The organism is Limosilactobacillus oris DSM 4864 (assembly GCF_001434465.1).
Classification (GTDB): domain Bacteria; phylum Bacillota; class Bacilli; order Lactobacillales; family Lactobacillaceae; genus Limosilactobacillus; species Limosilactobacillus oris.
Genome location: NZ_AZGE01000013.1, coordinates 23,047 through 45,526, shown reverse-complemented (window position 1 = coordinate 45,526; position 22,480 = coordinate 23,047). Strand labels below are relative to the sequence as shown.

Genomic DNA, 22,480 nt, shown 5'->3' with positions numbered 1-22,480 from the left:
CCATCAGTACTTAAAATTGTAGAGCCGAAGATTTTCATAATTACTGTTCGTTACTTTCTAAACTTGAAGAAAGAAATCGTTTAGGTGATAATAGTTTTGATAATTAAAAAGAGGAATCTAGGAAATGCAAGGGTTGAAAAATAAGATAAGTTGGGGTTTAGTATTATTTTGGGCAGGCTTTGCTCAAGTTTATTGGAACTTGACGCCAAATATAACTGAACACAATGCGGCTAACATTCGTACTAGTGTCTATCTAATTATTAAAGGGCTAACTCTTATTGGGCCTGACTTGTTAGTGCTTTTATTAGGCTATTTTCTTTATAACCGGGTAGATAAGAAAGCGTTAGTAGTTAAAATATGGTTAAACACGGCAGTCTTTGGCTGTCTACTCAGTTTAGCAATTGCGTTGACGGATAATGGAATCAACTACTACCCGATTACTATTTTTAACAGTATGCTGCCAATTTTGCGGAACTCCTACCCATTAATTACAGGAGTGATGGGAGGACTGATTATTGCAAGTTTATTTCCTACGCAGCAGAGAATGGTTCCGCAACGGCTAATAAGAATTATCTGGCTGTTAATTGCTTTGCCATTTTTAACACCGGTAAATATCTGGGGATGGAATGATAACTTTCTGACCCTTTTCTATGCATGTTTATTTGTTCTTGGTGGAAACCTTGGACATTCAAATAATTACAGGTGGGGGCTTGTAGGACTGGGGAGCCTAGTCATTAATTTTCTTTGTCAAGGCTTGATTCCGTTTTTAAGCTATGACGGAACCACTATTAACCGTTTCACAGTAGTTACAAACCTTTTTACAGTATTAGCGGCGTATTCTTTTGCCAAATTATTAATTCAACAGATAAGCAAGCCAGCAATTAGTTATCCATTGTCAGTAATGGTATTTTTATCTAATAGCTCAGTCTTTGCGGTGGTATATGCAATTGCAGAAAGAAAGCCGATAAGTCATTCAACGGTTGCAACGGGTGCTTTAGCCCTTAGTGCGATTAGCATTTATTTGTTGGTTGCTGGACTATGGTGGTGGCTCTTAACTACTCCTAAAGTAAGAGCAATTAACCAATGGATTAGTACCACTACTGCTTTAAGTTTTACTAAGCAGGAGAGAGCAGCTTTGATTAAAAGGTATGGGCCTAACCTGCTGGTGGCGGCTATTTCTTATGCCATTGCGGCGGCATCGATGCTTTTAATGAATAATACTTGGCTAATTAGTGCTGGCAAATATCATAATATTTTTTCTTATGTATTTACTCAACGCGAGTTATTGTTACTTTTAACGACTTTACTACTTTTTTCAGCGACTAAGTTTATTCAGGCAATTAGTAATCGATACTGGTTCAGCTTGGCACTGATTATTTTTATCAACGCAGCCTTCGTGATTGCTAATCGGGAAAAGATAGCTGCCCGTAATGAGCCAGTTCTGCCGGTAGATTTATCAATGGTAAAGGTTGCCGGTAGTTTGTTTGGAATGGTTAGCCCTATTCTTTGGGTGGGGGTAATAACCGGGATCGCAATTCTAATTGTTGCGATTTACTGGTTAGAAAAGCATTATCCAGTTAAATTGAGATTTAAAAGCCGTCAGCGGTGGGGATACCTTCTCTTAGCCCCAATCCTGTTTGGCAGTTGTGTTTTTTGGAATCATGCGGGGACACCAATTAATAACTTGCTGCTCTCTATAGATGATAAGCCAATGTTTTATAATCAACTGAGCGGTGCTCGAACTAACGGCCCACTGGTTCAGTTTATGAATAACGTTGATGTTAAAATTATGGATAAACCATCAGGGTATTCAAAGGCTAGAATGGAACAAATCGTTAAAAAGTACCAATCACAAGCGCAAGTAGTGAACCGTTACCGTCATAATGACTTAAAACGGCAGACGGTGATTTTTAACCTTAACGAAAGCTTTTCTGATCCTAGTAGGGTTCCTGGTGTTAATCTGAAAAATAGTCCGATTTCGGAGATTAAAAAAATACAACAACAAAATACCGGGGGAACGATGATTAGTTCTGGCTACGGTGGAGGAACGGCCAACATGGAATACATGACGCTAACTGGTTATAGTGTCAGCAATTTTTCGCCAACGCTTCCGGTTCCTTATACACAGTTAGTTGGCAAGCTAAAAGTTAACCCTTCCATTGTGGATAGCTTTAATCATGCGGTGGCCATCCATCCTTATATCGGTACTTTTTACAACCGGACAAGTGTCTATCCAAAATTTGGCTTTGATAAGTTTCTCTACTTAGGGAGCAAGGATAAGATTAGACATCAGCATCGAATTGACAGGAGTCCATACTTGTCAGACCAAACCTCATATCAAAACGTTATCGATCAGTTGCGGTCATATCCACATGGTCAGTTTATTAACTTAGTTACATGCAAAACCACTTTCCATATTCTGATCACCGTTATAACCATCTTAAACGGTATAATGCTATTAGTGTCTCCAAGGGAACGAAGATCGACGAAGTTAATGAATTTAGTACAGAGATTCACTATACCAATAACGCCGTTAAGCGGTTTATCAAGCAGATTGATGGAATTAACCGGCCGATTACGATTGTCTTTTACGGTGACCACTTGCCGGGAATCTACCAGAATGACATGGCAAAGGATGGGGTGAAATTGCACGAGACCGAGTACTTTATCTATTCTAATAAGTATGCTCGGGCCCATGGTGCGAAGAACTTTAAGCAAGGCACGGCGGTAGTAAGTCCCAACGACTTTATTGCTATGGTTGCCAAACAGACTAATTCCAAGGTTACCTGGTATCAAGCGTTGTTAACAGACGTCTTTGAAAAGCTCCCAGCGATGGCTAAAAACGTCAAGGCAGATGATGATGGTAATACTGGCGGCACAGTAGCCCACACTGACTTTATCAATAGTCAGGGCAAATTGGTCAAGGAAAGCAGCTTGACTAAGCAGCAAAAGCAGTTGCTACAAGATTACCGTCTCGTCCAGTATGACGTCACTGCGGGCAAGAAATACACGTTGAAATATTTGAAGTAGAGACTAGAGAGTGAGAAAAAGCGCCCCAAACCAGCAAGCTGATTTGGGGCGTTTGTCTTCGAACCTCCGCAAGGATGGCTAGGTTGGTCAAACGCTGATTTATCAGCATTTGAACTGCCAGCCAGCTACTGCGCTGAGGCATTACTAACTTTAAAATATTAAAGAGGTTAAGTTAATTCCTAGCCTCATTTTCATTAGGTGGACGGTAGTTGAAAAATGGGCTCTTTCCCTGAAAAAGTCACTATTATTAGCCGGAATCGTTATAATAATACCGGTGATTTAACCGCACGGCCAATTGCTTTACGTCCCAGAATATCTTAAAATATAAAAGATATTGCGCAATTTTAAATATGAAAGGAAAATACTGATGATGTCACCAAAACAGCTTGCTGAAGCAGTGAATAAGCGGCGGACGTTCGCCATCATTTCGCACCCGGACGCGGGGAAGACGACGATTACCGAACAGCTCCTTCTTTTCGGGGGCGTAGTTCGCGAGGCTGGGACCGTTAAAGCCCGGAAGACCGGTAACTTTGCTAAGTCCGACTGGATGGAAATCGAAAAGAAGCGGGGAATCTCCGTCACTTCTTCCGTCATGCAGTTCGACTTTCAGGGTAAGCGAATCAACATTTTGGATACCCCGGGGCACGAAGACTTCTCCGAAGATACCTACCGGACACTGATGGCCGTGGACTCCGCGGTCATGGTGATCGACTCCGCCAAGGGGATCGAGCCGCAGACCAAGAAACTCTTCCAAATCTGTAAGATGCGGGGGATTCCGATCTTTACCTTTATGAACAAGTTCGACCGGGACGCCCGGGAACCGCTTGACCTCCTAAACGAAGTTGAAGATGTTTTAGGAATCGAAACCTACCCGATGAACTGGCCAATCGGATCTGGTCACCAGTTTAAGGGGATTTACGACCGCTTTAACCACCGGGTTGCTTTGACCCACCCAGCGGACCCGGAGAATCCCTACCTGCCGCTGGATGAAGATGGCAACGTTATGGGTGACAACCCGCTGGCTGGCGATGGTGAATGGCAAGACGCCCTGGACGGGATGGAGCTCCTGGAAGTTGCTGGTAATGAACTGGACCGGGACAAGATTGCTAAGGGTTACCAGACTCCAGTCTTCTTTGGTTCTGCCCTAACTAACTTCGGGGTGCGGACCTTCCTGGAGAACTACCTCCAGTTTGCCCCCGCACCGGGTGAACACCAGACAGAAGACGGGGAGGTCATCAAGCCGTTGGCGCCAGAGTTCTCTGGCTTTATATTTAAAATTCAGGCTAACATGAACCCGCGGCACCGGGACCGGATCGCCTTCGTGCGGATCTGTTCGGGTGAGTTCGACCGGGGGATGGACGTTACCCTGGAGCGGACCCAGAAGCCGCTTCGCCTGTCAAACGTGACGGAGTTTATGGCAGATACCCGGGAAAACGTCGAAAACGCGGTTGCCGGGGACATCATCGGCCTGTACGATACGGGGAACTTCCAGATTGGGGACTCGATTTACACCGGTAAGCAGGACGTTAAGTTTGAGAAGCTGCCGCAGTTTACACCGGAACTCTTCATGCGGGTTTCGGCAAAGAACGTGATGAAGCAGAAGTCCTTCCACAAGGGGATCAACCAGCTGGTCCAGGAAGGGGCTGTCCAGCTTTACCGTTCTTACACGACTAATGACTATATCCTGGGGGCCGTGGGTCAGCTGCAGTTTGAAGTCTTCAAGTTCCGGATGAAGAACGAGTACAACTCGGATGTTGTCATGGAACCAATGGGGAGCAAGACGGCGCGCTGGATCGACCCAGAACAGCTGGACGAAAAGATGTCATCTTCGCGGAACATCCTGGTCAAGGACATCCACGACCAGCCACTCTTCCTGTTTGAAAACCAGTTTGCCGAAAACTGGTTCAAGCAGAAGTACCCGGATGTGAAGCTGACGGCGAAGTTATAGGGAGGAGACTAAATGAGCAGTCGGAAACGAATTGAATGGATAGATTGTGTGCGTGCAGTAAGTATGATGCTAATAATTGTAGGTCATACCTATACTGCAGGCTTTTGGCAGCACCTAATATATGCGATTAATGTACCAATTTTCTTTGTCCTATCTGGTTATTTAACACGACGTAAAACGATTGTTCGGACTGCTAAGGCCGGGATACGAACATTACTGGTTCCGTATGGTGTCACGGCCTTAATCATCTTTCTTCTTTCGTTAATCAGCTTGCATCGTCATGTTCCAGGAATGATAACGACGGATCACTGGTATCATTACCTTATCGCTGCTCTGTATGGAATTGGTACGCCTAGTAATCAAACGATTTTTCGAGGAATTATGATTCCTGCAATCGGAGCAGTGTGGTTCCTATTGGCAATGTATTTTGGGAATATTATCTATCAGCTTTTACGTAAAGTGACCGATACGCTTAGCCGTAATAAAGAAACCAGTGTCTTAGTAGGGGTCAGTATTGTTCTTGCAGTAATTGTTTTTGCAGTGAGTTCATTTATTCAGCTTCCCTGGTCACTTGGGCCGGCGCTCCTGAGTATTTCTTTCTATACCGCTGGCCATATTATCCGTGAGTACCATTTGATGGATTTAAGTATCAGAAATAGTGTACTGGCAGTGATTGGACTTGTCTTGTGCTGTTGGTCCGCACTCAAAGGTGATTTCTGGTTTAATACTGGCTATGCCGACAATCCTGTTCTGAAAATGGTGGGGGCCATTGGTGGCAGCTACTTTTTGATGTACCTATTCAAGGTACTTGAAACGCGTGTTTCAATGCACCGTTTGGCGATGTTGGGACGGTTAGCATTGATTACATTAGCCTTCCATTTAGTATGTTTAAGTGTATTTACGGACACAGTCATTTTGGGAAACCATCTGGCTGCACTCGGATTATCATTTAATAGCATTGGGATTATTCAAGATATTTACCGGGTATTATTATGTGAGATAGCGACGGTCATCCTTGCTCGGTTTAAGATTGTACGCAAATTATTTGCTATTCGGTGAGTTAGATAGCTGGAGAATTTAATAATGATTAGGATTAAGTTAAATAAGTATTTATTAGTATTTAGTTCACTGTTAGTGTTGCTAGGGACAGCAGTTAACTACCCGAGCGGTAATGCTAGTCGGATCTCATTTGATGGTGCGACGGCTATCTCAATATTATCGGCATTGATACTGTTAATTATAATGAGCGTATTTAGTCGGAATTTGGAGATTAGTAAACGTGGGCTATTACTTAATACGGTAATTGCTCTTGGATATTCGATTATCCTTGTGATTGGCCGCGCTTATACCTCGCGTGGCAATCTTTCGTTAATTTGGGAATCTGGCCGCGACGTTTGGTATTCAGTTCTATCTTGGCTAGCAATTTCAATTTTGCTCTTTTACCTGTTCTTGACGGTCTATCAGTTAACTATTAAGTTTCATTTGCGAGAAATGCCAATAAACGCAGAGGGCAAGGTTAAATTTTATTTGTTTATCTTTTTACTCTTAGCGGTCCTAGCGTTGCCGTATTTTGTTGTATCCATTCCTGGATTGGCTGGTTATGACGGGATGCGGCAGATGGATGAATTGTTTCATCAGAAAACGATTTATGGTGTTTTTAGTTTAACTAACCACCACCCGCTTTTTACTACTTTGCTTCAGGGATTTTTTGTTAAAGTTGGTCTGAGCTGTTTTCATTCAATTAATGCTGGGATTTTGTTAAATAGCATTTTCTTAAACCTATTAACGATTGCAAGTTTTAGTTTACTAGTGACAATCATAGCCTGCTACTTTAATAAATATGTGGCAGTTGTTCTCGCTGTATTTTTTGGTGGATTCCCAGCAGTCATCGAATGGGCAAATGGTTTGGATAAGACAGGATACTTTGTTGCCTTCTTTATTTTATTCATTTCCGCATTACTCCTTCTGGATGTGCAGACAACCATTGAGAACCGATTTGCAATCTGGTTGCTGGTAGTTAGTGGAGTTTTACTATCACTAACGCGAAACGATGGTGTAGTATACCTGATTTTGGCTGCGTTAGGTTCTATCTGGCTAAAACAGCGCAAGAAAATCTTTATTGCAGTGTTAGTTGCGGTCTTGTTAACTTTGGGGTTGTCCAAGGGATTGACTATGGTAACTAAAGCGCTGCCGACAGAGCCGATGGAGTCCTTATCAATACCTATGCAACAATTAGCTCGGGTAGCAAAGGATAATCCGGCATCGCTTAATCGAAGTGAAAAACGCCAGTTAAACCATTTCTTTAATTATTCAAAGATAGCCGCTGCTTATAATCCTGAATTTGCTGATAGTGTTAAGGTGAATTCACGATGGCCCTATTATAAATTTGTCGGTGACTACCAACAGCGGATGAAGTTATATAAAAGCCAACAATTTGTGAAGGATAAGGGGAGCTTTTGGCAACTCTGGCTGCAAATCGGAATGAAGAACAAACGCCTTTACTTAGAAGCACTTGTTGGTCAAAATATTTTCTACCTTTATCCGCAGAACCACCCTTCGTACTTTTCATGGATTGTTGGCCCGAATGATGCTGGTAATGAGACAGTAACGCGTTTATTTGCCAACTATCATTTGAAAAATCCTAACCTCTTTTACAGCTTTGCAACCCTCCTCAAGAAGGGATCAGAACTTCCGTTAGTAAATTGGCTATTTATTTCATTTACTTGGTTTGCTTTATATTTACTGCCGAGCGTGGCAATTATTGACCAACGTCGCTTTGCCTACTTAAACTTAATTTTAGTTGGTGGTGCGGTGGTATTGATTTCTTTAGTTTCACCAGTTAATGGTTTTTTGAGGTACACATTACCGTTAATTGTACTTGATCCGCTTTTGTTAATTCTTTGTTTTTACAAGAAGGACGGAGAAAGATAATGAGAATAAAGAAATTAACGCAGTTGTTTATCGTAGGAATTAGCCTATGGCTGGTACTTGATTTACAAAAGATAACCGTTGATAATATTTACTTCTTGTTATATCTGCCGCTATTAGGATTAGCTTATTGGTTATTAAAGACACCGCTTTTGGCAGGGCGATACCTGAATGGGTATTTTTGCTTCACCTTTGCAGCTCTTTTAGCTGTGGTTACTATTTGGGAAGTAATTGATTATAGGAATCGAGCAGTGGATAAACTGTTGCTGGTAGAAGTGATTTTAGCGGTAATTGGGTTAACCATTCTTTTTGAAAAGATGTTTCAGGTACTAATTCAATGTTCCATTGTTAAAAATATTATTGGTAGATCTAAGGGAATTTCATGGCTTCAATCATTTAGTATTATTTCAATAGGCTGGTTGCTATACCTTCTCCCCTTTCTTCCAGGAAACGTTGCGGGGGATGGTAATTTTCAGTTATTACAGTTTTATGGGGCTATTCCAATGAATAATCATCAGCCAATTTTGAGTACAATCTTCGAGGGTGAAGTATTCAATTTGGGGAGGTGTCTTGGCGGCGATAACTTTGGCTTATTTCTGTATGTCTGCATACAGATGTTAATCTGCGCCTTAATTTACTCTTGGTGTATTTCCCGGGTTTCCAAGCTAGGTGTTAATAGGGTAATCGCGGTGGCCTGCTCACTGTTTGTTGGACTGGCACCATACTGGTCCTTTGCAAGCACAACCCTGCATAAAGACGGAATGTTTCTGGCCTTATTTGCTCTGTACGTAACAGTGCTATTGTTGATCGGTGTTGAACTCTTCATAGGGCATACAAATGGGATTAGAAAAAAGTGGGGGGGGAAGATACCAGGCCTAATTATTTCTGGTCTGCTAGTTTGCTTTTGGCGAAATGATGGGATCTATATGGTAGCTCCACCACTTTTTTGCTTGATTTTTGTGGAAAAAGGAAGATTTTGGAAACGATTTTTATTATCATTAGCTATAGTAGTATCTGTTTATGTTGGTTTTATAAAAGTGGCATTGCCATCAATGAATATTGCACCGACGGAAAGAATAGAGACTCTTAGTTTGCCAGTACAACAAACCGCACGTTATTTAAAGGCATACCCCAATGATGTTACTAACCATGAGAAGCATATTTTGGCAACTACTTTTAAGAATCCAGAAAAGCTCCGGGAAATTTATGTTCCTAACAATGCTGACCCGGTGAAGTTTAGTCTAAGAAAAAATTTTAATCTTCGTAAGTATGCTAAGGTATGGTTAGATATGGGATTGCGTCATCCAGGGGTTTATCTCTCCGCAACATTTGCAGGGACAAATGGTTATTATGTCCCGTGGATTCTGGCACCTGATTTTACTTGGTGTGGTGCAATGGCAGATTACGCTAAACCGACTTTCCTGCATATGCATTATGTTACTTCTGCCAAGGTGCGAAACAGATTTATTCAGATTATCGGTAGTGCTGGAACAGTTCCATTTATCAATATTTTCTTTAGTACGTCGATTGCAATATGGTTATGTTTGTTGATGGCACTGCTAATGTGGACAAAATATGGATTTCGGTTTATCGTTCCCATTATACCGATATTTATGAACCTCTTGATTTGTATTGCCTCACCGGTTAACGGACTAGTACGTTACTCAGGCTGTACCGTATTTGCTACTTTTATGTTAATAATTTATTACTTGTATATTTTAAAGTTTGGAAAGAAAAAAGGTGAACCAAATGATTGATCTAGCCGTTTTGATTCCGTGTTATAACGAAGAAAAGACCATCAAAAAAGTTGTTGAAGATTGTAAACGGGCAATTAATGATATCCCGAATGCCACTATTTTTGTTTACGATAATAACTCAACGGATAATACTGTTAAGCTAGCACAGGAAGCAGGAGCTATCGTACGACATGAGTACCAGCAAGGGAAAGGAAACGTTATTCGTCGAATGTTCCGTGAAATTGAAGCCCGTTGCTACGTGATGATTGATGGAGATGATACTTATCCTGCTGAAGAAATTCCTAAAATGGCCGAGTATGTACTCCACAGCAATTACGACATGGTAGTTGGTGACCGTTTAAGCTCGAGCTATTTCGCAGAAAATAAGCGTCCTTTCCATGGGATTGGCAATAAACTCGTACGGGGCAGTATTAATTTCTTCTTCGATACGGATATTAAGGATATTATGACTGGTTACCGAGCCTTCAGTTATAACTTTGTAAAGACGTATCCTGTTTTATCGCACGGCTTTGAGATTGAGACGGAAATGAGTATCTTTGCAACGGTTAATAACTTGGCAGTTAAGAACCACATTATTGATTACCGAGATCGGCCAGCGGGTAGTATCAGCAAGCTAAGTACTTATTCTGACGGCTTTAAGGTGTTGCGGTTGATTTTCACCCTGTATCGAAACTACAAGCCTCTACAGTTTTTCAGTTTCTTAGCATTAGTGTTGGCGATTTTGTCAATCGGATTCTTTATACCGAACGTTTGGATTCCCTATGAACATACTGGTAAGGTTCTTAATATGCCAACGCTGGTCGTTTGCGGCTTTTGTTTTATTGCCGGAATTATTTCATTTTATAGTGGTTTAATCTTAGACGCATTGCAACGAAAAGAGCGGCGGGAATATGAATTCCGTTTGCAAGAAGCAACTTGGAAAAAAGAAAACAAGGATTAAGCAACTTGGTGATATATTTCTGTTATTACTATTTTGAAATCGGCGGATAATTCTGGAGGCTGGGAATCAACTCAGCCTCTTAGCTATTTTAAAGATAAAAATGCAACGACGCAGTAGCTGACTGGTAGGTCAAACGTTAATAAATCTTGCCTAGTCTCTATAAAGACTAACTTCGCGTTGCAATCACAGGGGATAGGCTAGTACCTAGCGTCGCGGAGCAAGGCTATATGATAGTTGACACGTGACTGGCTAGTCATACATCCTGTCGAGGAAGTCACTTTCCACTCCCGATTTCCTACGATTAGTCAAGCCATCGGTTTAGAATTTGAAATCGTACTCCTAATAATAAATTCGTCTTGTAAGTATAAGTATTAGTGTTTAAACTTAGAGCTGATTATTTTGTTGAAAATTTATTGTTCAGTATATGTAAAATAGAATTTGAGGGATTAAAAAGTATTTGCTTTTCCAATAGGGAATCAATTATTAAGAGGAAATTATGGTAGATTTGAAAACTAAACGTAAGAGAATATTAGTAGCCGCTTTGCTAGCCTTGTTAGCAACATTTGGCATAGCAATGACGATTAAGACAAGTGATAAGACAGTTTTAGGGAATAGTATTTATAGCCTGGTAATTTTTAGCGGTAGCTATACCCTGTTAAAACATTGTTTATTTTTGGCGCGAAACCGGAGGAAAGATATTGGAGCTCTGATTATTTCCTTAGTCTTTGCTATTTGTCTGGTTTGGGGTCGTAATACGATGCTATTTGATGATGCACGGGTATTTTCGGTTCTAACCTGTATAAGGATTTTTTTAATCTGGCCTCTCTGGTTTGGTCTAATTCGTGCCTTGTTTTCGTTGCACATTAAGGACGCTTTAGTACAGGAGCAGGCGATTGTTAAAATAAATCGTTTTGCCTCAACGAAGCGCGGGGTGGTAATTATTTGGGCAGTGATTTTACTCTGCTGGTTGCCATATTTACTCGCTTATTTCCCAAGCGTGTATGGATACGATGGACCAGGACAAATTGGGGAATTTTTAACTCATAACATTAATAGCCATCATCCAGTGTTACATACGTATTTGTTGGGCGTTACCATCGGGAAACTGAAAAGCCCATGGTGGTTAGGAGCAGCAGTCTATTCATTCTTTCAAACACTTGTCCTATCGTTTGCCCTGGCAGATGTAAGTGCATTTATTGCTAAGTATTCTCGGTCGTTGCTTTTGTCACTGGGCTCCTTTCTAACATTTGCCTTGTTGCCGTTTTATCCTATTATGGCGGTAACTACAACAAAGAATGTGATTTTCACAGCGCTGTTTATTATTTTAGAACTTCAAGTGATTAAAATTGCTTGGGGGAAGGAATATTTTAACAACTGGAAAAATGTAGTTGTTTTTGGAGTAATTTCCTTTTTGAGCATGGCCTTTCTCAAGCAGGCGATGTATGTCTATGTATTGACCATAATTATACTGTGCTGTTTATTGAAGCATGGTCGTAGACGCCTGTTGTTTACGGCAATGATAACCGTCGGAGTATTTATGCTATATTCTGGACCGGTTCTATCGAGCTTAAAAGTCACTAATAGTCGTGACGACGCTATTAAAGAATCGTTAAGTATTCCAGAGGTTCAAATAGCGCGAGCAGTAGTTAGACATCCGCATGACTACCAAGGTGAACAGTTAAAAGAAGTCAAAGGGTTTATCCCTAACTATGACAATTACCGTGGCCCGTTCGAAGCAATTTCTGATCCGGTAAAGACGACCTTTAATACGGAAGCAGTTCGTCAGGAACCATGGAAATTTATTAAATTATATTGTGCTGTTGGACGAAAGCATCCAGGTGAGTACGTGAATGCCTTTAGCCGGTTGACTGTCCAGCTATGGTATCCAGGGATGAATAAGGACACGTCAGCGTTTGGTGAACCATACTATGAGGTTCATAGTCTATCGTTACTGCCTAATCAGCCTCGGCAAACCTTTGGCAAAAGTTTATTGCCATCTTTTAAGAAGATAGTTGATGCTTTTTCTAATCGACAATATTATGAGAAAATTCCGCTGGTGTCATTATTATTTAGTGCGGCACTGCCATTTTTTATTCTGACAGTTAGTTTAGGTAAAGTTATCGTTGATAAGCAGAAGCACTATTGGGCAATGTTTATTATGCCGGTTATCTTTTGGTTAGTTTTACTAGTGTTTAGTCCGGTAATCCTCTTACGGTATGTCTTACCATTGGTCAGTGTTGAAGGCTTACTGATTTTGCCGCTGGTTAATGGCATTTATAGTGGTAGAAAGTTATAGTCAGAGGGGAAGCATTTATGAATAATAGAATTAAAGTTATTGGGGCAACTGATTATATATTTTGCCTATTATTGGCGTTAGCAATGGTTGCCGCACCTAATTATATTGAGAGCGGCAGTTGTGATTTCTCATCCTCATATTTAGTAACAGTTTTAGTAGTGTTTTTTGTTTTGAGTGTGATTAATTACTTTGCTAGAAGACTAATAGTTAGAAATATTATTAGTCCGGTATATATAGGTGAATTTAACGGCCTATTTAATGCTTGGAATAAAATATTACACAGTAAGCATAATTTATGGTTGTTTTTTGTAATTATCCTATTGTTTTGGCTACCAATAATAATTGCTCTGTATCCCGGGACATTGATTAATGATACCTGGGGACAATTAGCGCAATTTATTCAGTATTTTTATAAGGGAAACCATGACGGAGTATTTTCAAATCATCATCCAATTTTTGATACTCTAATAATGGGTGCAATTATTACCCCCTTTGGTGAGAAACTGGACAATTGGCAGTTAGGATTTTTCGTTTACTCTTTTGTCCAAGAGCTTTTAACGGCATTTAGTTTTTCACTGACTACCTACTATGCTCATAGATACTTGAAGTTAAAATCGGGATATGTTTTGGCGATGCTTCTGTTTTACGCATTGTGTCCGATCTTTCCAATCAGTGCTCAAACTATTTCTAAAGACGCATTGTTTTCTTGGATTTATGTCATTTTCATTATCCTATTTATTGAGGCTTTGCGAACCCAAGGGCGGGTATTTTCTAATTTTAAATACGATAGCTTGCTTGGTCTATTTGCTATTCTTTGCATTATTACGAAATCGGTTGGAATTTATATAGTTACTTTTTCGTTGGTAGCGGTGTACCTGTTTATCCCAAAGTATAGGAAATATTCAATTGCTACTCTGGTTTGCAGCGTGATAATTGCACTGGGCCTTTTAACAGGAGTAAAAAGAACGTTAAATGTGGCGCCAAGTGGGAAGCAAGAAATGTTCTCGGTTCCGTTTCAACAAACTGCGAGGTATTTTAAATACCATTCAAAAGATGTGACAAAGGCGGAATTTAACTCAATAAACGTCCTACTTGATGGTAAAAATATTGGGAAAGTCTATAATCCTACTAATGCGGATCCTGTAAAGGGATATACCGATCGTGGCAATTATAAGCAATATAAGAATTATTTGGTTAGTTGGTTTAAGGAGGGTAGACGGCATCCGCGGACTTATATTGCAGCATTTAATGCGATGGTGTCTGGGTGGTTTTCGTTTGCAGAATATGATCCATTGATGTCGATGGATTGGCATAATTTGTTAGATCCTAAATTAATACCAACTTCGGCAGCTGTTAGACAGGGAGAGTTTAGAAAATCAAGTCAGGCTGTCCAAACAGTTTTTGACAATCTTTATAAAAATCCTATTTTGCAGCTACTACTTTCATATGGTTTATATGCTTCTGTTTTGCCATTATTTATCACTGCAACTTTTTTGAGAAAATGGGGCTTAGAGGAGGTAAAATTTTATTGGCTTAGTGTTATTCCGTTAGGTCTTTCTATTTTATTAGGGTGTTGGCTCGCTCCTGTTTCGACTTTATTTGAAGGAAGAAGATATCTGTATCCGGTTGTGTACACTATTCCCCTTATGCTCAGTCTATGTCTATCCATTTATCAGATAAAGTATGGCAGGCGTGAGTGATTAGGCTTTAGTGGGATGACTTTCGAAGGTAGTTGAAGATCTTTAATGAGTATTATAATGATGTACTATTCCTTAGAATAGACATATAATGGTAGGCTTTTCGTCAAGAAAAATCGAATAAGTTTTGTTGTTAAGCAGCTCGTGCCTGGAGACGGCACGGGCTACTTTCATATTCTTCCAGTTAATGGCGATATAAGGTGGGGTATATCAACGGGCTGAAAAAATCGCTCATTGTTTATTTCATGACAATCTAATTGAGCTTCTTTTGCCCTTTTGCCAAATAAGTACTTGAAATACTTATAGACATCTAATTGTTTTAGCTTAGTGGAGATAATCGTACTTGCTTGTGTTCAAGCTTTACTTTTAGCAAATAAGCTATTCTTGCGTATTAAAGTAACTGGTTGGACCGATGACTCTACCTAATTATTGGTTAAGGGAACTTGACCATTCTCAAGGATTCGATATACCCGTCCCTTTAATCTCAACGCATTGTTGATGGCTTCTTTGAATCGCCCTTGTGATTGCCTGATTGCCCTTAAACAAACGTACAATCTATCAACTAAAGCTTGATTAACAATTGTGTTGTTCAAATTTTTCAATTACTTCTTGATGATAACTGCTTACAATTAAAATCGGATAAGTTACATACTAAAAGGCAAGACTCTGATTGAATGTCGGAATCTTACCTTGGAAAGAATTGTCTAAATTAAAGTATCCAGCTTACGAGGTTCACTTCATAACGCATAGTTACTTTTTTAGTTCAATTTTAGCTAAAGCTGCAGAGAACAAATTTAATTTGGCGCAGCCTTTTCATCGTTAAATTAGGCTATGGCAAGTGTTAGAATTGCTTAAAGGATGCAGTTACCAGCCAGCATCATCAAAGTAAGTCAAGTCTATCTAGAGCCGTTGTATCAACGACTATTAAAATTAACTTGCCAAGAAACAGTTGTTCATATGGATGAAACGTCTTTTAAAGTATTCGATGATGCTTATGAAATTAGCTATTTCTGGGTAGCCGGAACAGTTAAAGAGTTTATTAACCATCAACTGGCGATATTTTATTATTACTATACTTGTGCTGGCTCCACAGTCGGTAAGATAGTTGACGATAATTACCGGGGAATCATATGTTTGATGGCTACGGTGGCAATAGAAATTCGGCTTTACCCACAAGCAAAGTTTGCCTCTTATTTTTAGTTCATATTAGACGAGAATCATATCAAATGAAGAATAGTAACCACTTTTTATTTTCCTTAAGATAACAATTAAGCAGAGATCTAGCGTTATGCTATGGCTCCTATTTACTACCCTCATCATCAATCCTCTCATAAGCAAGCTTCTCAATCACATCACGATTTTGTGGGTACTTAGCCAACAGAGTCTTTTGGTCAAAGATTTCAAAATCATGGTAGTCAAAGCCGGGTGCAACAGCACAACTAACCAGGCTAAAGCCATTCGCGTTAACTGCTGAGCCAAAGATAACGCCAGCTGATACCCGGTACTGGAGTTGTTCGCCCTTGTCCAGATGGGGGCCGAGGATGACTTGATTAGACGAACCATTAGGGTAGAGGCTGTAAATCGTAATCGGGTCACCAGCGTGATAATACCAGAGCTCGTCATGCTTCAGCCGGTGAAAGTGTGATGGCGAGCTGGCATCCAGCAAGAAGTAGATGGATGTATAGTAGTAGCGATCCTTATTTACCGTGGCCGGTGCAAACGTGTCAGCACTATGATAAACCTGGCGGTACCAGCCGCCCTCCGGATGGGGCTGAAGGTGGAGAGAGTTGATGTAATCGGTTTTGTTCATGTCGGTGGACCTCCTCAATTAATGTGAACATTATACCATCAAATGAATAGCTTTGTTCGTATTGCTTATATTATGTAATTTACATGCAGCATTCCCTCGGTATTCTGAGGGGGTGCTTTTTTATATTCTACTTACTACTGAAGTTATTAATAGGGACCACAAGGATTTGTTATACTTTAATTTTTTCCACCTCAAGAAAGCGCTTGCTATTCTACAAATTGGTGTTAACATGTACTTGAGTACTCAAGTGGTAAGGATGGTAATAATGTATTTAGATCGGAATGGTAACTTGCGCGCACAAATAGTTTCAGCAATTCAGAATGATATTTTTACTAATAGAAAGGCTGGGGATAAACTGCCCTCTGAAACAGAATATTCAAAAATGTTTGATGTCACGCGGACAACGGTGCAAAAGGCCCTAAAAGACCTTGAACAGATGAACCTAATTGAAAAAGTTCAAGGCAAGGGTTCTTTTGTCCGGCAGACTAAGCCAAGAGTCAAGCTCTTTAACTTTAAAGGCTTTTCTGACTACGCTCGCCAAATTGGAGCTATCGCTGTTAACAGAATTATTTCGGCAGAGATTAAGCACGAAAATGGACGAGAGCTGTATGTTTTGCGCCGGTTACGACTAATTAAAGCAGATCAAAATCTGACCCCGATGACCCTTGATGAGTCAGTACTTGACTTACAACGGTTTCCCGGTTTGAACGGCTATGATTTTTCTAAGCAGTCTCTGTATGAAACTATCCGGCAGGAATATAAGACCTACCCATCGACTTCACTCCTTCGGATGTCTGCCTTGTCGGCTAATCAAGAGGAAGCCAAGCTGCTCGATTGCGATGAACATTCTGCCTTGCTACAAGCAGAGGGGATCGTTCATGATCAGAATGGTGAAATGGTCGAGAGGGTAAAAGTTATTTATAGTCATTATGCAGAATTTGATTTGACGTTAGGAATGTAAGAGGAAGTGCACAGCATGAGAGATATTGATAAAATTTTGGGAGCTTTATATGGACAAGCGATTGGCGATGCAATGGGGATGCCAACTGAGCTTTGGCCGATTCAGCAAATTCAAGCCAAGTTTGGCAAGCACATTACGACTTTTTTAGATGGTACTGAAGACAACGACATTGCGATTAACTTCAAAGCAGGCGAGTATACCGACGATACCAACCAGGCGTTTGCAATCCTGGATGCGCTCATTGAAACTAACTGGCAACCTGATACCCGAGTAATCGTTAAGCACATTATGAAATGGGCTGACCAGGTCGGCGCCTGGACCAATAATATTCTTGGACCAAGCAGTAAGGCGGCTCTGACTCTGGTTAAGGAGGGGAAAAATCCCTCCGAGGTCACCAAATCGGCCCTCACAAATGGCTGTGGGATGCGGGTTTCACCAATTGGAACTCTGTATGCCCCTGATCAATTGGATGAGCTGGTCGAGATGGTTTATGAAGTTACAAAGATTACACACTCAAGCGATGTTGCCATTAGTGGGGCTGCAATGGTTGCTGGGGCGGTAACGGCTGCCTTAGCAGATTATGATTGGGACAGCATTATTGCCTACGCAGAAAAAGCAAACGATGCTGGCTTCAAGCTCGGGGCGCCAACCTGGGCGGCCCATAACAAGGAACGGCTTGAAGTTGGCCTGCAGCTCGCTGAAAAATACGCTGGCGACGACGCAGCCTTTAGTCAGGCAATCTACAACACGGTAGGGACGGGGACGATGGTTTCCGAAAGCATTCCAGCTGCCGTTGCGATTGCTTATTACGCTCGAGACGTAAAAAAGAGCGCAATTATCTGCACTAATTTAGGTGGGGACACGGACACGATTGGAGCCATGGCAACTGCGATTTGCGGAGCCAAAGTTGGTGCTCAGGCAATTCCAGCTGACTGGAAGAATTTAATTGATCACAAGAATCCACAACATAATATTAAGGAGTTTGCGCAACAGATTAGCACTTTCAATGGCTAGAAAATAATGAGGTGATTTCTCATGAATAATGACTTTGTTAAAGTTCCAGAAGAAGATAAGACATTAAGTCCGGGGAAATTGTTTTACAATTGGTTTGCAGCTAATATCGGGATAATGGGGTTTGTTTATGGTGCAATTATTGTCAGCTATCGTTTGTCATTTTGGCAATCCATTACGGCAGCGTTAATTGGGGCGTTGACTTTTGCAATTCCCGGTTGGGTAGCGATGATTGGCCGGCGTGAGGGGGTAACTACCTTCAAGATGAGTCGTGCGGCGTTTGGGACTTATGGGAATAAGATTCCAAACTTTATGGCCTGGCTCAACATGGTCGGCTGGTTGGCCGTCAATGTTATTACCGGGACGTTGTTATTTTCAGCAATGTTGAAGACCATCAAAGTCCCTCAAACTGGGTTTACGAAGTTTATTTGCCTAGTGATTTTCGCCGGCTTGGTTATCTTATCGGGGATATTTAAGGAGGACACTCTTGCTAAAATTCAAACTTGGCTGAGCTGGATTTTTGGTGTCTTAACCTTGGTAATGCTCATTATGTTCTTAATAAATGCCAACTGGGGTGAAGCCTTCTCGATGAAAGCAGGGAGCTGGCTTACGGGGTGGCTACCAGCAGTTGCCTTTGTTGCAGCAGGGTCGAGTATTTCCTGGTCAATGGCAGCGGCCGACTGGGGAGCTTATGTCCGGCCTGACACCAAGTTATCTGCAACATTTTGGAATACAACGATGGGGGCCGCAACACCGCTGTTCATTTTAATGGCCGGTGGAGTTCTCCTGAGTACGATTTCACCTAGTTTAGCGACGTCTAGTGACCCCTATCAAGTGATGTATAATGCGATTCCGAGTTGGTTTGGCTTCCTGTACTTCCTGGTTGCGGCAGGTGGAATTATTCCACAATGTCTAGTATCTTTCAGGTCTGCGCGAATCAACTTAGCAACGATTGGAATTGAAGTTACCCAGAAAACTTCCCTGATAATTCATGCGTTAATTATTGTTGTCATTTCCATTTATGTTTTATTTATCTCCGGTGACTTTTTAACCAACTTTGAGCTCTTTTTGAACTTCCTGGGGATCTGTTTAGCCTCCTGGGTAGCTATTTTCCTTGTTGATAACGTGATTTATCGTCGCCAAGGTTATGACGTCTTTTTAATGAAGGAGGGTTCGCCAGTTCGCTATAACTGGCCAGGGATTATTTCCTGGGTCGTTGCTACTGTTTTTGGCTTCCTCTTTACATCAAATGCTGTCTACAGGGGACCATTTGCGCACGGGATCTTTGAAAATAACAGTAGTTTAGCAGTCTTTGTTTCGGGAATTGCTGCAATTATTGTGATGTTTGTGCTTTCCCTGTTTGTAAAGAAGGATAAGAGAACAGGGGATGAGCAGCATGGCTAGTAAAAGTCTTATCCTAGGAGCAGCGTTTGTTGATGTCATTATGGATATTGCACAGATGCCAGAATCTGGCGGTGACGCTACCGCTAAGTTCAAGTCCAATAACGTTGGTGGCTGTGCCTTCAATGTCTATGGGGCAATTAGCCATTACTTAGGAAAGGGCAGTACCGACTTGCTGGTTCCCGTTGGTGATGGCCAGTATGCGGAGATTGTCCGACAAACGTTGAAGGAAAAAGGGATTCCGGTTATTTTGCATGAAAATTCGTTTGATAATGGCTGGGATCTGTGCCTGGTTGAGCCTTCGGGAGAGCGGACCTTTATTACCGTTCCGGGAATTGAACAGCACTGGGATGAGCGCTGGTTTTCAGGGATTAACTTAACTGATTATGACTATTTCTACATCAGCGGGTACGAAATGGAAGACCCAGAAGCAGCACGAGTAATATTGAAATGTTTAAGTAAGCGAAAGCCGGGGGCACTGGTTATGTTTGACGCTTCACCCCGGATTAGTCATATCGAGTCAGCAATTTTAACCGAATTTTTGAAAGCGGATACAATTGTTAACGCAAACGAAGACGAAATTAGCTATCTGAGTGGAAAAAGAACTCTTGCTGAGCAGGCGGCTGATATTTACCAGAAGACCAAGACGCCTGTCATTGTTACCCTCGGAGCGCGAGGAACGTATCTATATGACGCAAACGGTGGACGGCTAATTCCTGGCAAAAAGGTTGAAGTTGTTAACACGATTGGCGCGGGGGATACTCACTGCGGTGGTGTGCTCGCTGGTTTACAAGAAGGGATGGTGATCGATGAAGCCGTAAAGCTCGGAAATCGATTGTCCGCAAAGGTGATTCAACAGGAAGGCGGTAGTTTATAGTAGTTATCCAATCAAAGGCAGCCGTGAAATAGAGTTTGGAAATTTACATCCCTCATTCAATTGTGGGGGATGTTTTTGCTATGTGTCCACAATTATTACTTACGCGCAAGTGCCAGGCTGGGTAGGCAGATCTGAGACTGACCGTAATCCGCCACTTCCAAACGGATGGATAAACGCTACCCAGTGGCTTTTTGATTTGCCGGTGGTGGATGGATAATAATGTTAGCCTGCCGGTGGGCATCTGGCTGGGGGTGACGAATGGCCGCAAAGAGTTTGATAGCCTCGACGTTTCAAGAATTACCCAGGTCGAGTTTCCGTTTTATGGTGTCGTGGATCCGCTGAGCGCCAAGCAGGGTAGGGCAACAGATGACTTTGACTTCGTTTATCTCAGACTGCTCGGGGTTGAACTCGAAGTGGCATCAGATTTGGATTAGGCGGCGAACCCGCTGACATACATCGACCAGAATACCGTGCTGTTTCTGATCTTCTTCGGCAGCGAGGATAAGGTAGCGCCAGTGCGGGACAGTGAGCGCCTTTACGATGAATTAGCTGAGAAGCACGTCCCGGCCGATCTGTATATCCTCAAGGGGGCTGAGTATTTGAACACAAAGTTCCTACAGTTGCATGTCTTTAAGATTATTGAGAAATTCTTGGCGGAAAATGAACACTCTTACGTTGCCTTAGGGAGTATCTGCTCAAACAATTACTGGTATAATTAAACCAGTAACTAGTATTGGACTGAATTTCGATGAAATATACAATGAAAGATATTGCGCAGGCCGCGGGTGTGTCATTGAGCACGGTTTCTTTAGTGCTCAATGACCGCCCGGTCCGCGTCAGTGACAAGACCAGGAAGCGGATTAAGCAGATTGCGGCAGAAACTCACTATCAGCCTAATTCTGCGGCGGTTTCGTTAAGCCGGCACGTTAGCTATAACATTGGCTTAATTGTTCCCGACATTACCAACCCCTTTTTTGCCCAGATGACACGGGAAATCAATGAACAATTAGCGCAGCATGGCTACTCTACCTTATTTGCTGATAGCAATAATTCGGCAGAAAAGGAAAGACATATTCTTCATAACATGGTATCGCGAGGAGTTGATGGTATCCTGCTAGTGCCGTCCAACGAATTTTTCTACCAAGACATGGAGAAGCTGCAAAAGCAGATTGATGAGACCGGGAAGCCGTTCGTGCTAGTTAACGCAACTGCGGATGAATTAAGGGTTTGCTCAGTCAATTTTGATAACTTTCAGGGGGCCGCTCTAGCCACCCAGGAGCTGATTGATCATGGTCACCGTAATATTGCTTTTATCCAAGGGAAAGCTCAATATGTTAACGCACCGGAGCGTTACCAAGGTTATCGTCAGACGCTAGAAAAGAATGGCTTGACGTTTCATCCCGACTTCCTTTATGAAGGCGACTATTCGATTGAAAGTGGGTACCAGGCAGCCAGCTCTATTATTAATAATAATGAAGTCACCGCTGTCTTGAGTTCTAGTGATATGATGCTCTTCGGAATTATCAAGTGGGCTAATGAACATCAGGTAAACGCCTTTAACCGGTTCTCAATGATTGGTTTTGATAATGATCCTTACGACGTAATTACTCAGTATCCATTGACAACAGTTGACCAGCAAATTTCCAAAATGGTTAGTGAGAGTGTCGGAGCTCTCTTAAAAATGATTGTTAATAAAAAAATTACGCACCAGAAATTAATCGTAACTCCCGAGTTAATCAGGCGTCAGTCCGTGCGAATGATCAAAAAATAATTCTTTTGTTCAATAAAAGCGTTTACATTTCGCGATTATGTGTTATATTTAAG

16 protein-coding genes and 1 pseudogene are annotated in these 22,480 nt (G+C 41.6%); 16 read left to right on the top strand and 1 reads right to left on the bottom strand.

Annotation, left to right across the window (positions count from 1 at the left end; all coding sequences use genetic code 11):
- Nucleotides 1–124: 124 nt before the first annotated feature.
- The 9 genes and pseudogenes from FC49_RS10360 to FC49_RS05915 all read left to right on the top strand — a co-directional run bounded on the left by FC49_RS10360 (nt 125) and on the right by FC49_RS05915 (nt 15,796).
- Nucleotides 125–3,030 (top strand): annotated as a pseudogene (locus tag FC49_RS10360) (LTA synthase family protein).
- Between the two features lie 370 nt (nt 3,031–3,400).
- Nucleotides 3,401–4,978: a peptide chain release factor 3 gene (locus FC49_RS05950; protein WP_034537799.1), complete on the top strand. Its 1,578-nt coding sequence runs from the start codon at nt 3,401–3,403 to the stop codon at nt 4,976–4,978.
- 12 nt (nt 4,979–4,990) lie between these two features.
- The gene (locus tag FC49_RS05945) at nt 4,991–6,037 is read left to right on the top strand and encodes an acyltransferase family protein (RefSeq protein WP_003715805.1); all 1,047 of its coding nucleotides are present in this window, start codon (nt 4,991–4,993) and stop codon (nt 6,035–6,037) included.
- A 24-nt stretch (nt 6,038–6,061) separates the two neighbouring features.
- On the top strand, nt 6,062–7,909 hold the full coding sequence (locus FC49_RS05940; RefSeq protein ID WP_056984517.1) for a DUF6020 family protein: 1,848 nt from the start codon (nt 6,062–6,064) through the stop codon (nt 7,907–7,909).
- On the top strand, nt 7,909–9,663 hold the full coding sequence (locus FC49_RS05935) for a DUF6020 family protein (RefSeq protein ID WP_056984516.1): 1,755 nt from the start codon (nt 7,909–7,911) through the stop codon (nt 9,661–9,663). The genes FC49_RS05940 and FC49_RS05935 overlap by 1 nt, the downstream gene beginning before the upstream one ends.
- Entirely contained in the window at nt 9,656–10,603 is a 948-nt protein-coding gene (locus FC49_RS05930; RefSeq protein ID WP_034537814.1) for a glycosyltransferase family 2 protein, read from the top strand. The genes FC49_RS05935 and FC49_RS05930 overlap by 8 nt, the downstream gene beginning before the upstream one ends.
- 496 nt (nt 10,604–11,099) lie before the next feature.
- A complete protein-coding gene (locus tag FC49_RS05925) occupies nt 11,100–12,899 on the top strand; it encodes a DUF6020 family protein (RefSeq protein WP_056984515.1) in 1,800 nt (599 codons plus the stop codon).
- 17 nt (nt 12,900–12,916) lie between these two features.
- Entirely contained in the window at nt 12,917–14,599 is a 1,683-nt protein-coding gene (locus tag FC49_RS05920; protein ID WP_056984514.1) for a DUF6020 family protein, read from the top strand.
- 855 nt (nt 14,600–15,454) lie between these two features.
- Nucleotides 15,455–15,796 (top strand): IS66 family transposase, encoded by a 342-nt coding sequence (locus FC49_RS05915; RefSeq protein ID WP_050811847.1) that lies wholly within the window; start codon nt 15,455–15,457, stop codon nt 15,794–15,796.
- Between the two features lie 100 nt (nt 15,797–15,896).
- On the opposite strand, the gene FC49_RS05910 is transcribed toward FC49_RS05915, so the two are convergent.
- Nucleotides 15,897–16,406 carry a cupin domain-containing protein gene (locus FC49_RS05910; RefSeq protein ID WP_003715815.1) on the bottom strand — a complete coding sequence of 170 codons (510 nt, stop codon included), beginning with the start codon at nt 16,404–16,406 and terminating at the stop codon, nt 15,897–15,899.
- Between the two features lie 265 nt (nt 16,407–16,671).
- Between FC49_RS05910 and FC49_RS05905 the strand changes: the two genes are divergently transcribed.
- The 7 genes from FC49_RS05905 to FC49_RS05875 all read left to right on the top strand — a co-directional run bounded on the left by FC49_RS05905 (nt 16,672) and on the right by FC49_RS05875 (nt 22,427).
- Nucleotides 16,672–17,367: a GntR family transcriptional regulator gene (locus FC49_RS05905; protein WP_056984518.1), complete on the top strand. Its 696-nt coding sequence runs from the start codon at nt 16,672–16,674 to the stop codon at nt 17,365–17,367.
- Nucleotides 17,368–17,382: 15 nt separating this feature from the next.
- Nucleotides 17,383–18,381: an ADP-ribosylglycohydrolase family protein gene (locus FC49_RS05900; protein ID WP_003715827.1), complete on the top strand. Its 999-nt coding sequence runs from the start codon at nt 17,383–17,385 to the stop codon at nt 18,379–18,381.
- Nucleotides 18,382–18,402: 21 nt separating this feature from the next.
- Nucleotides 18,403–19,782, top strand: coding sequence for a purine-cytosine permease family protein (locus FC49_RS05895; RefSeq protein WP_056984513.1), 1,380 nt, complete (start codon nt 18,403–18,405; stop codon nt 19,780–19,782).
- Nucleotides 19,775–20,656: a PfkB family carbohydrate kinase gene (locus FC49_RS05890; protein ID WP_003712605.1), complete on the top strand. Its 882-nt coding sequence runs from the start codon at nt 19,775–19,777 to the stop codon at nt 20,654–20,656. The genes FC49_RS05895 and FC49_RS05890 overlap by 8 nt, the downstream gene beginning before the upstream one ends.
- A gap of 209 nt (nt 20,657–20,865) precedes the next feature.
- Nucleotides 20,866–21,090: a hypothetical protein gene (locus tag FC49_RS05885; RefSeq protein ID WP_056984512.1), complete on the top strand. Its 225-nt coding sequence runs from the start codon at nt 20,866–20,868 to the stop codon at nt 21,088–21,090.
- A 36-nt stretch (nt 21,091–21,126) separates the two neighbouring features.
- Nucleotides 21,127–21,375 carry an alpha/beta hydrolase family protein gene (locus FC49_RS05880; RefSeq protein ID WP_003715760.1) on the top strand — a complete coding sequence of 83 codons (249 nt, stop codon included), beginning with the start codon at nt 21,127–21,129 and terminating at the stop codon, nt 21,373–21,375.
- A 41-nt stretch (nt 21,376–21,416) separates the two neighbouring features.
- Nucleotides 21,417–22,427, top strand: coding sequence for a LacI family DNA-binding transcriptional regulator (locus FC49_RS05875; protein ID WP_235804881.1), 1,011 nt, complete (start codon nt 21,417–21,419; stop codon nt 22,425–22,427).
- Nucleotides 22,428–22,480: the final 53 nt, after the last annotated feature.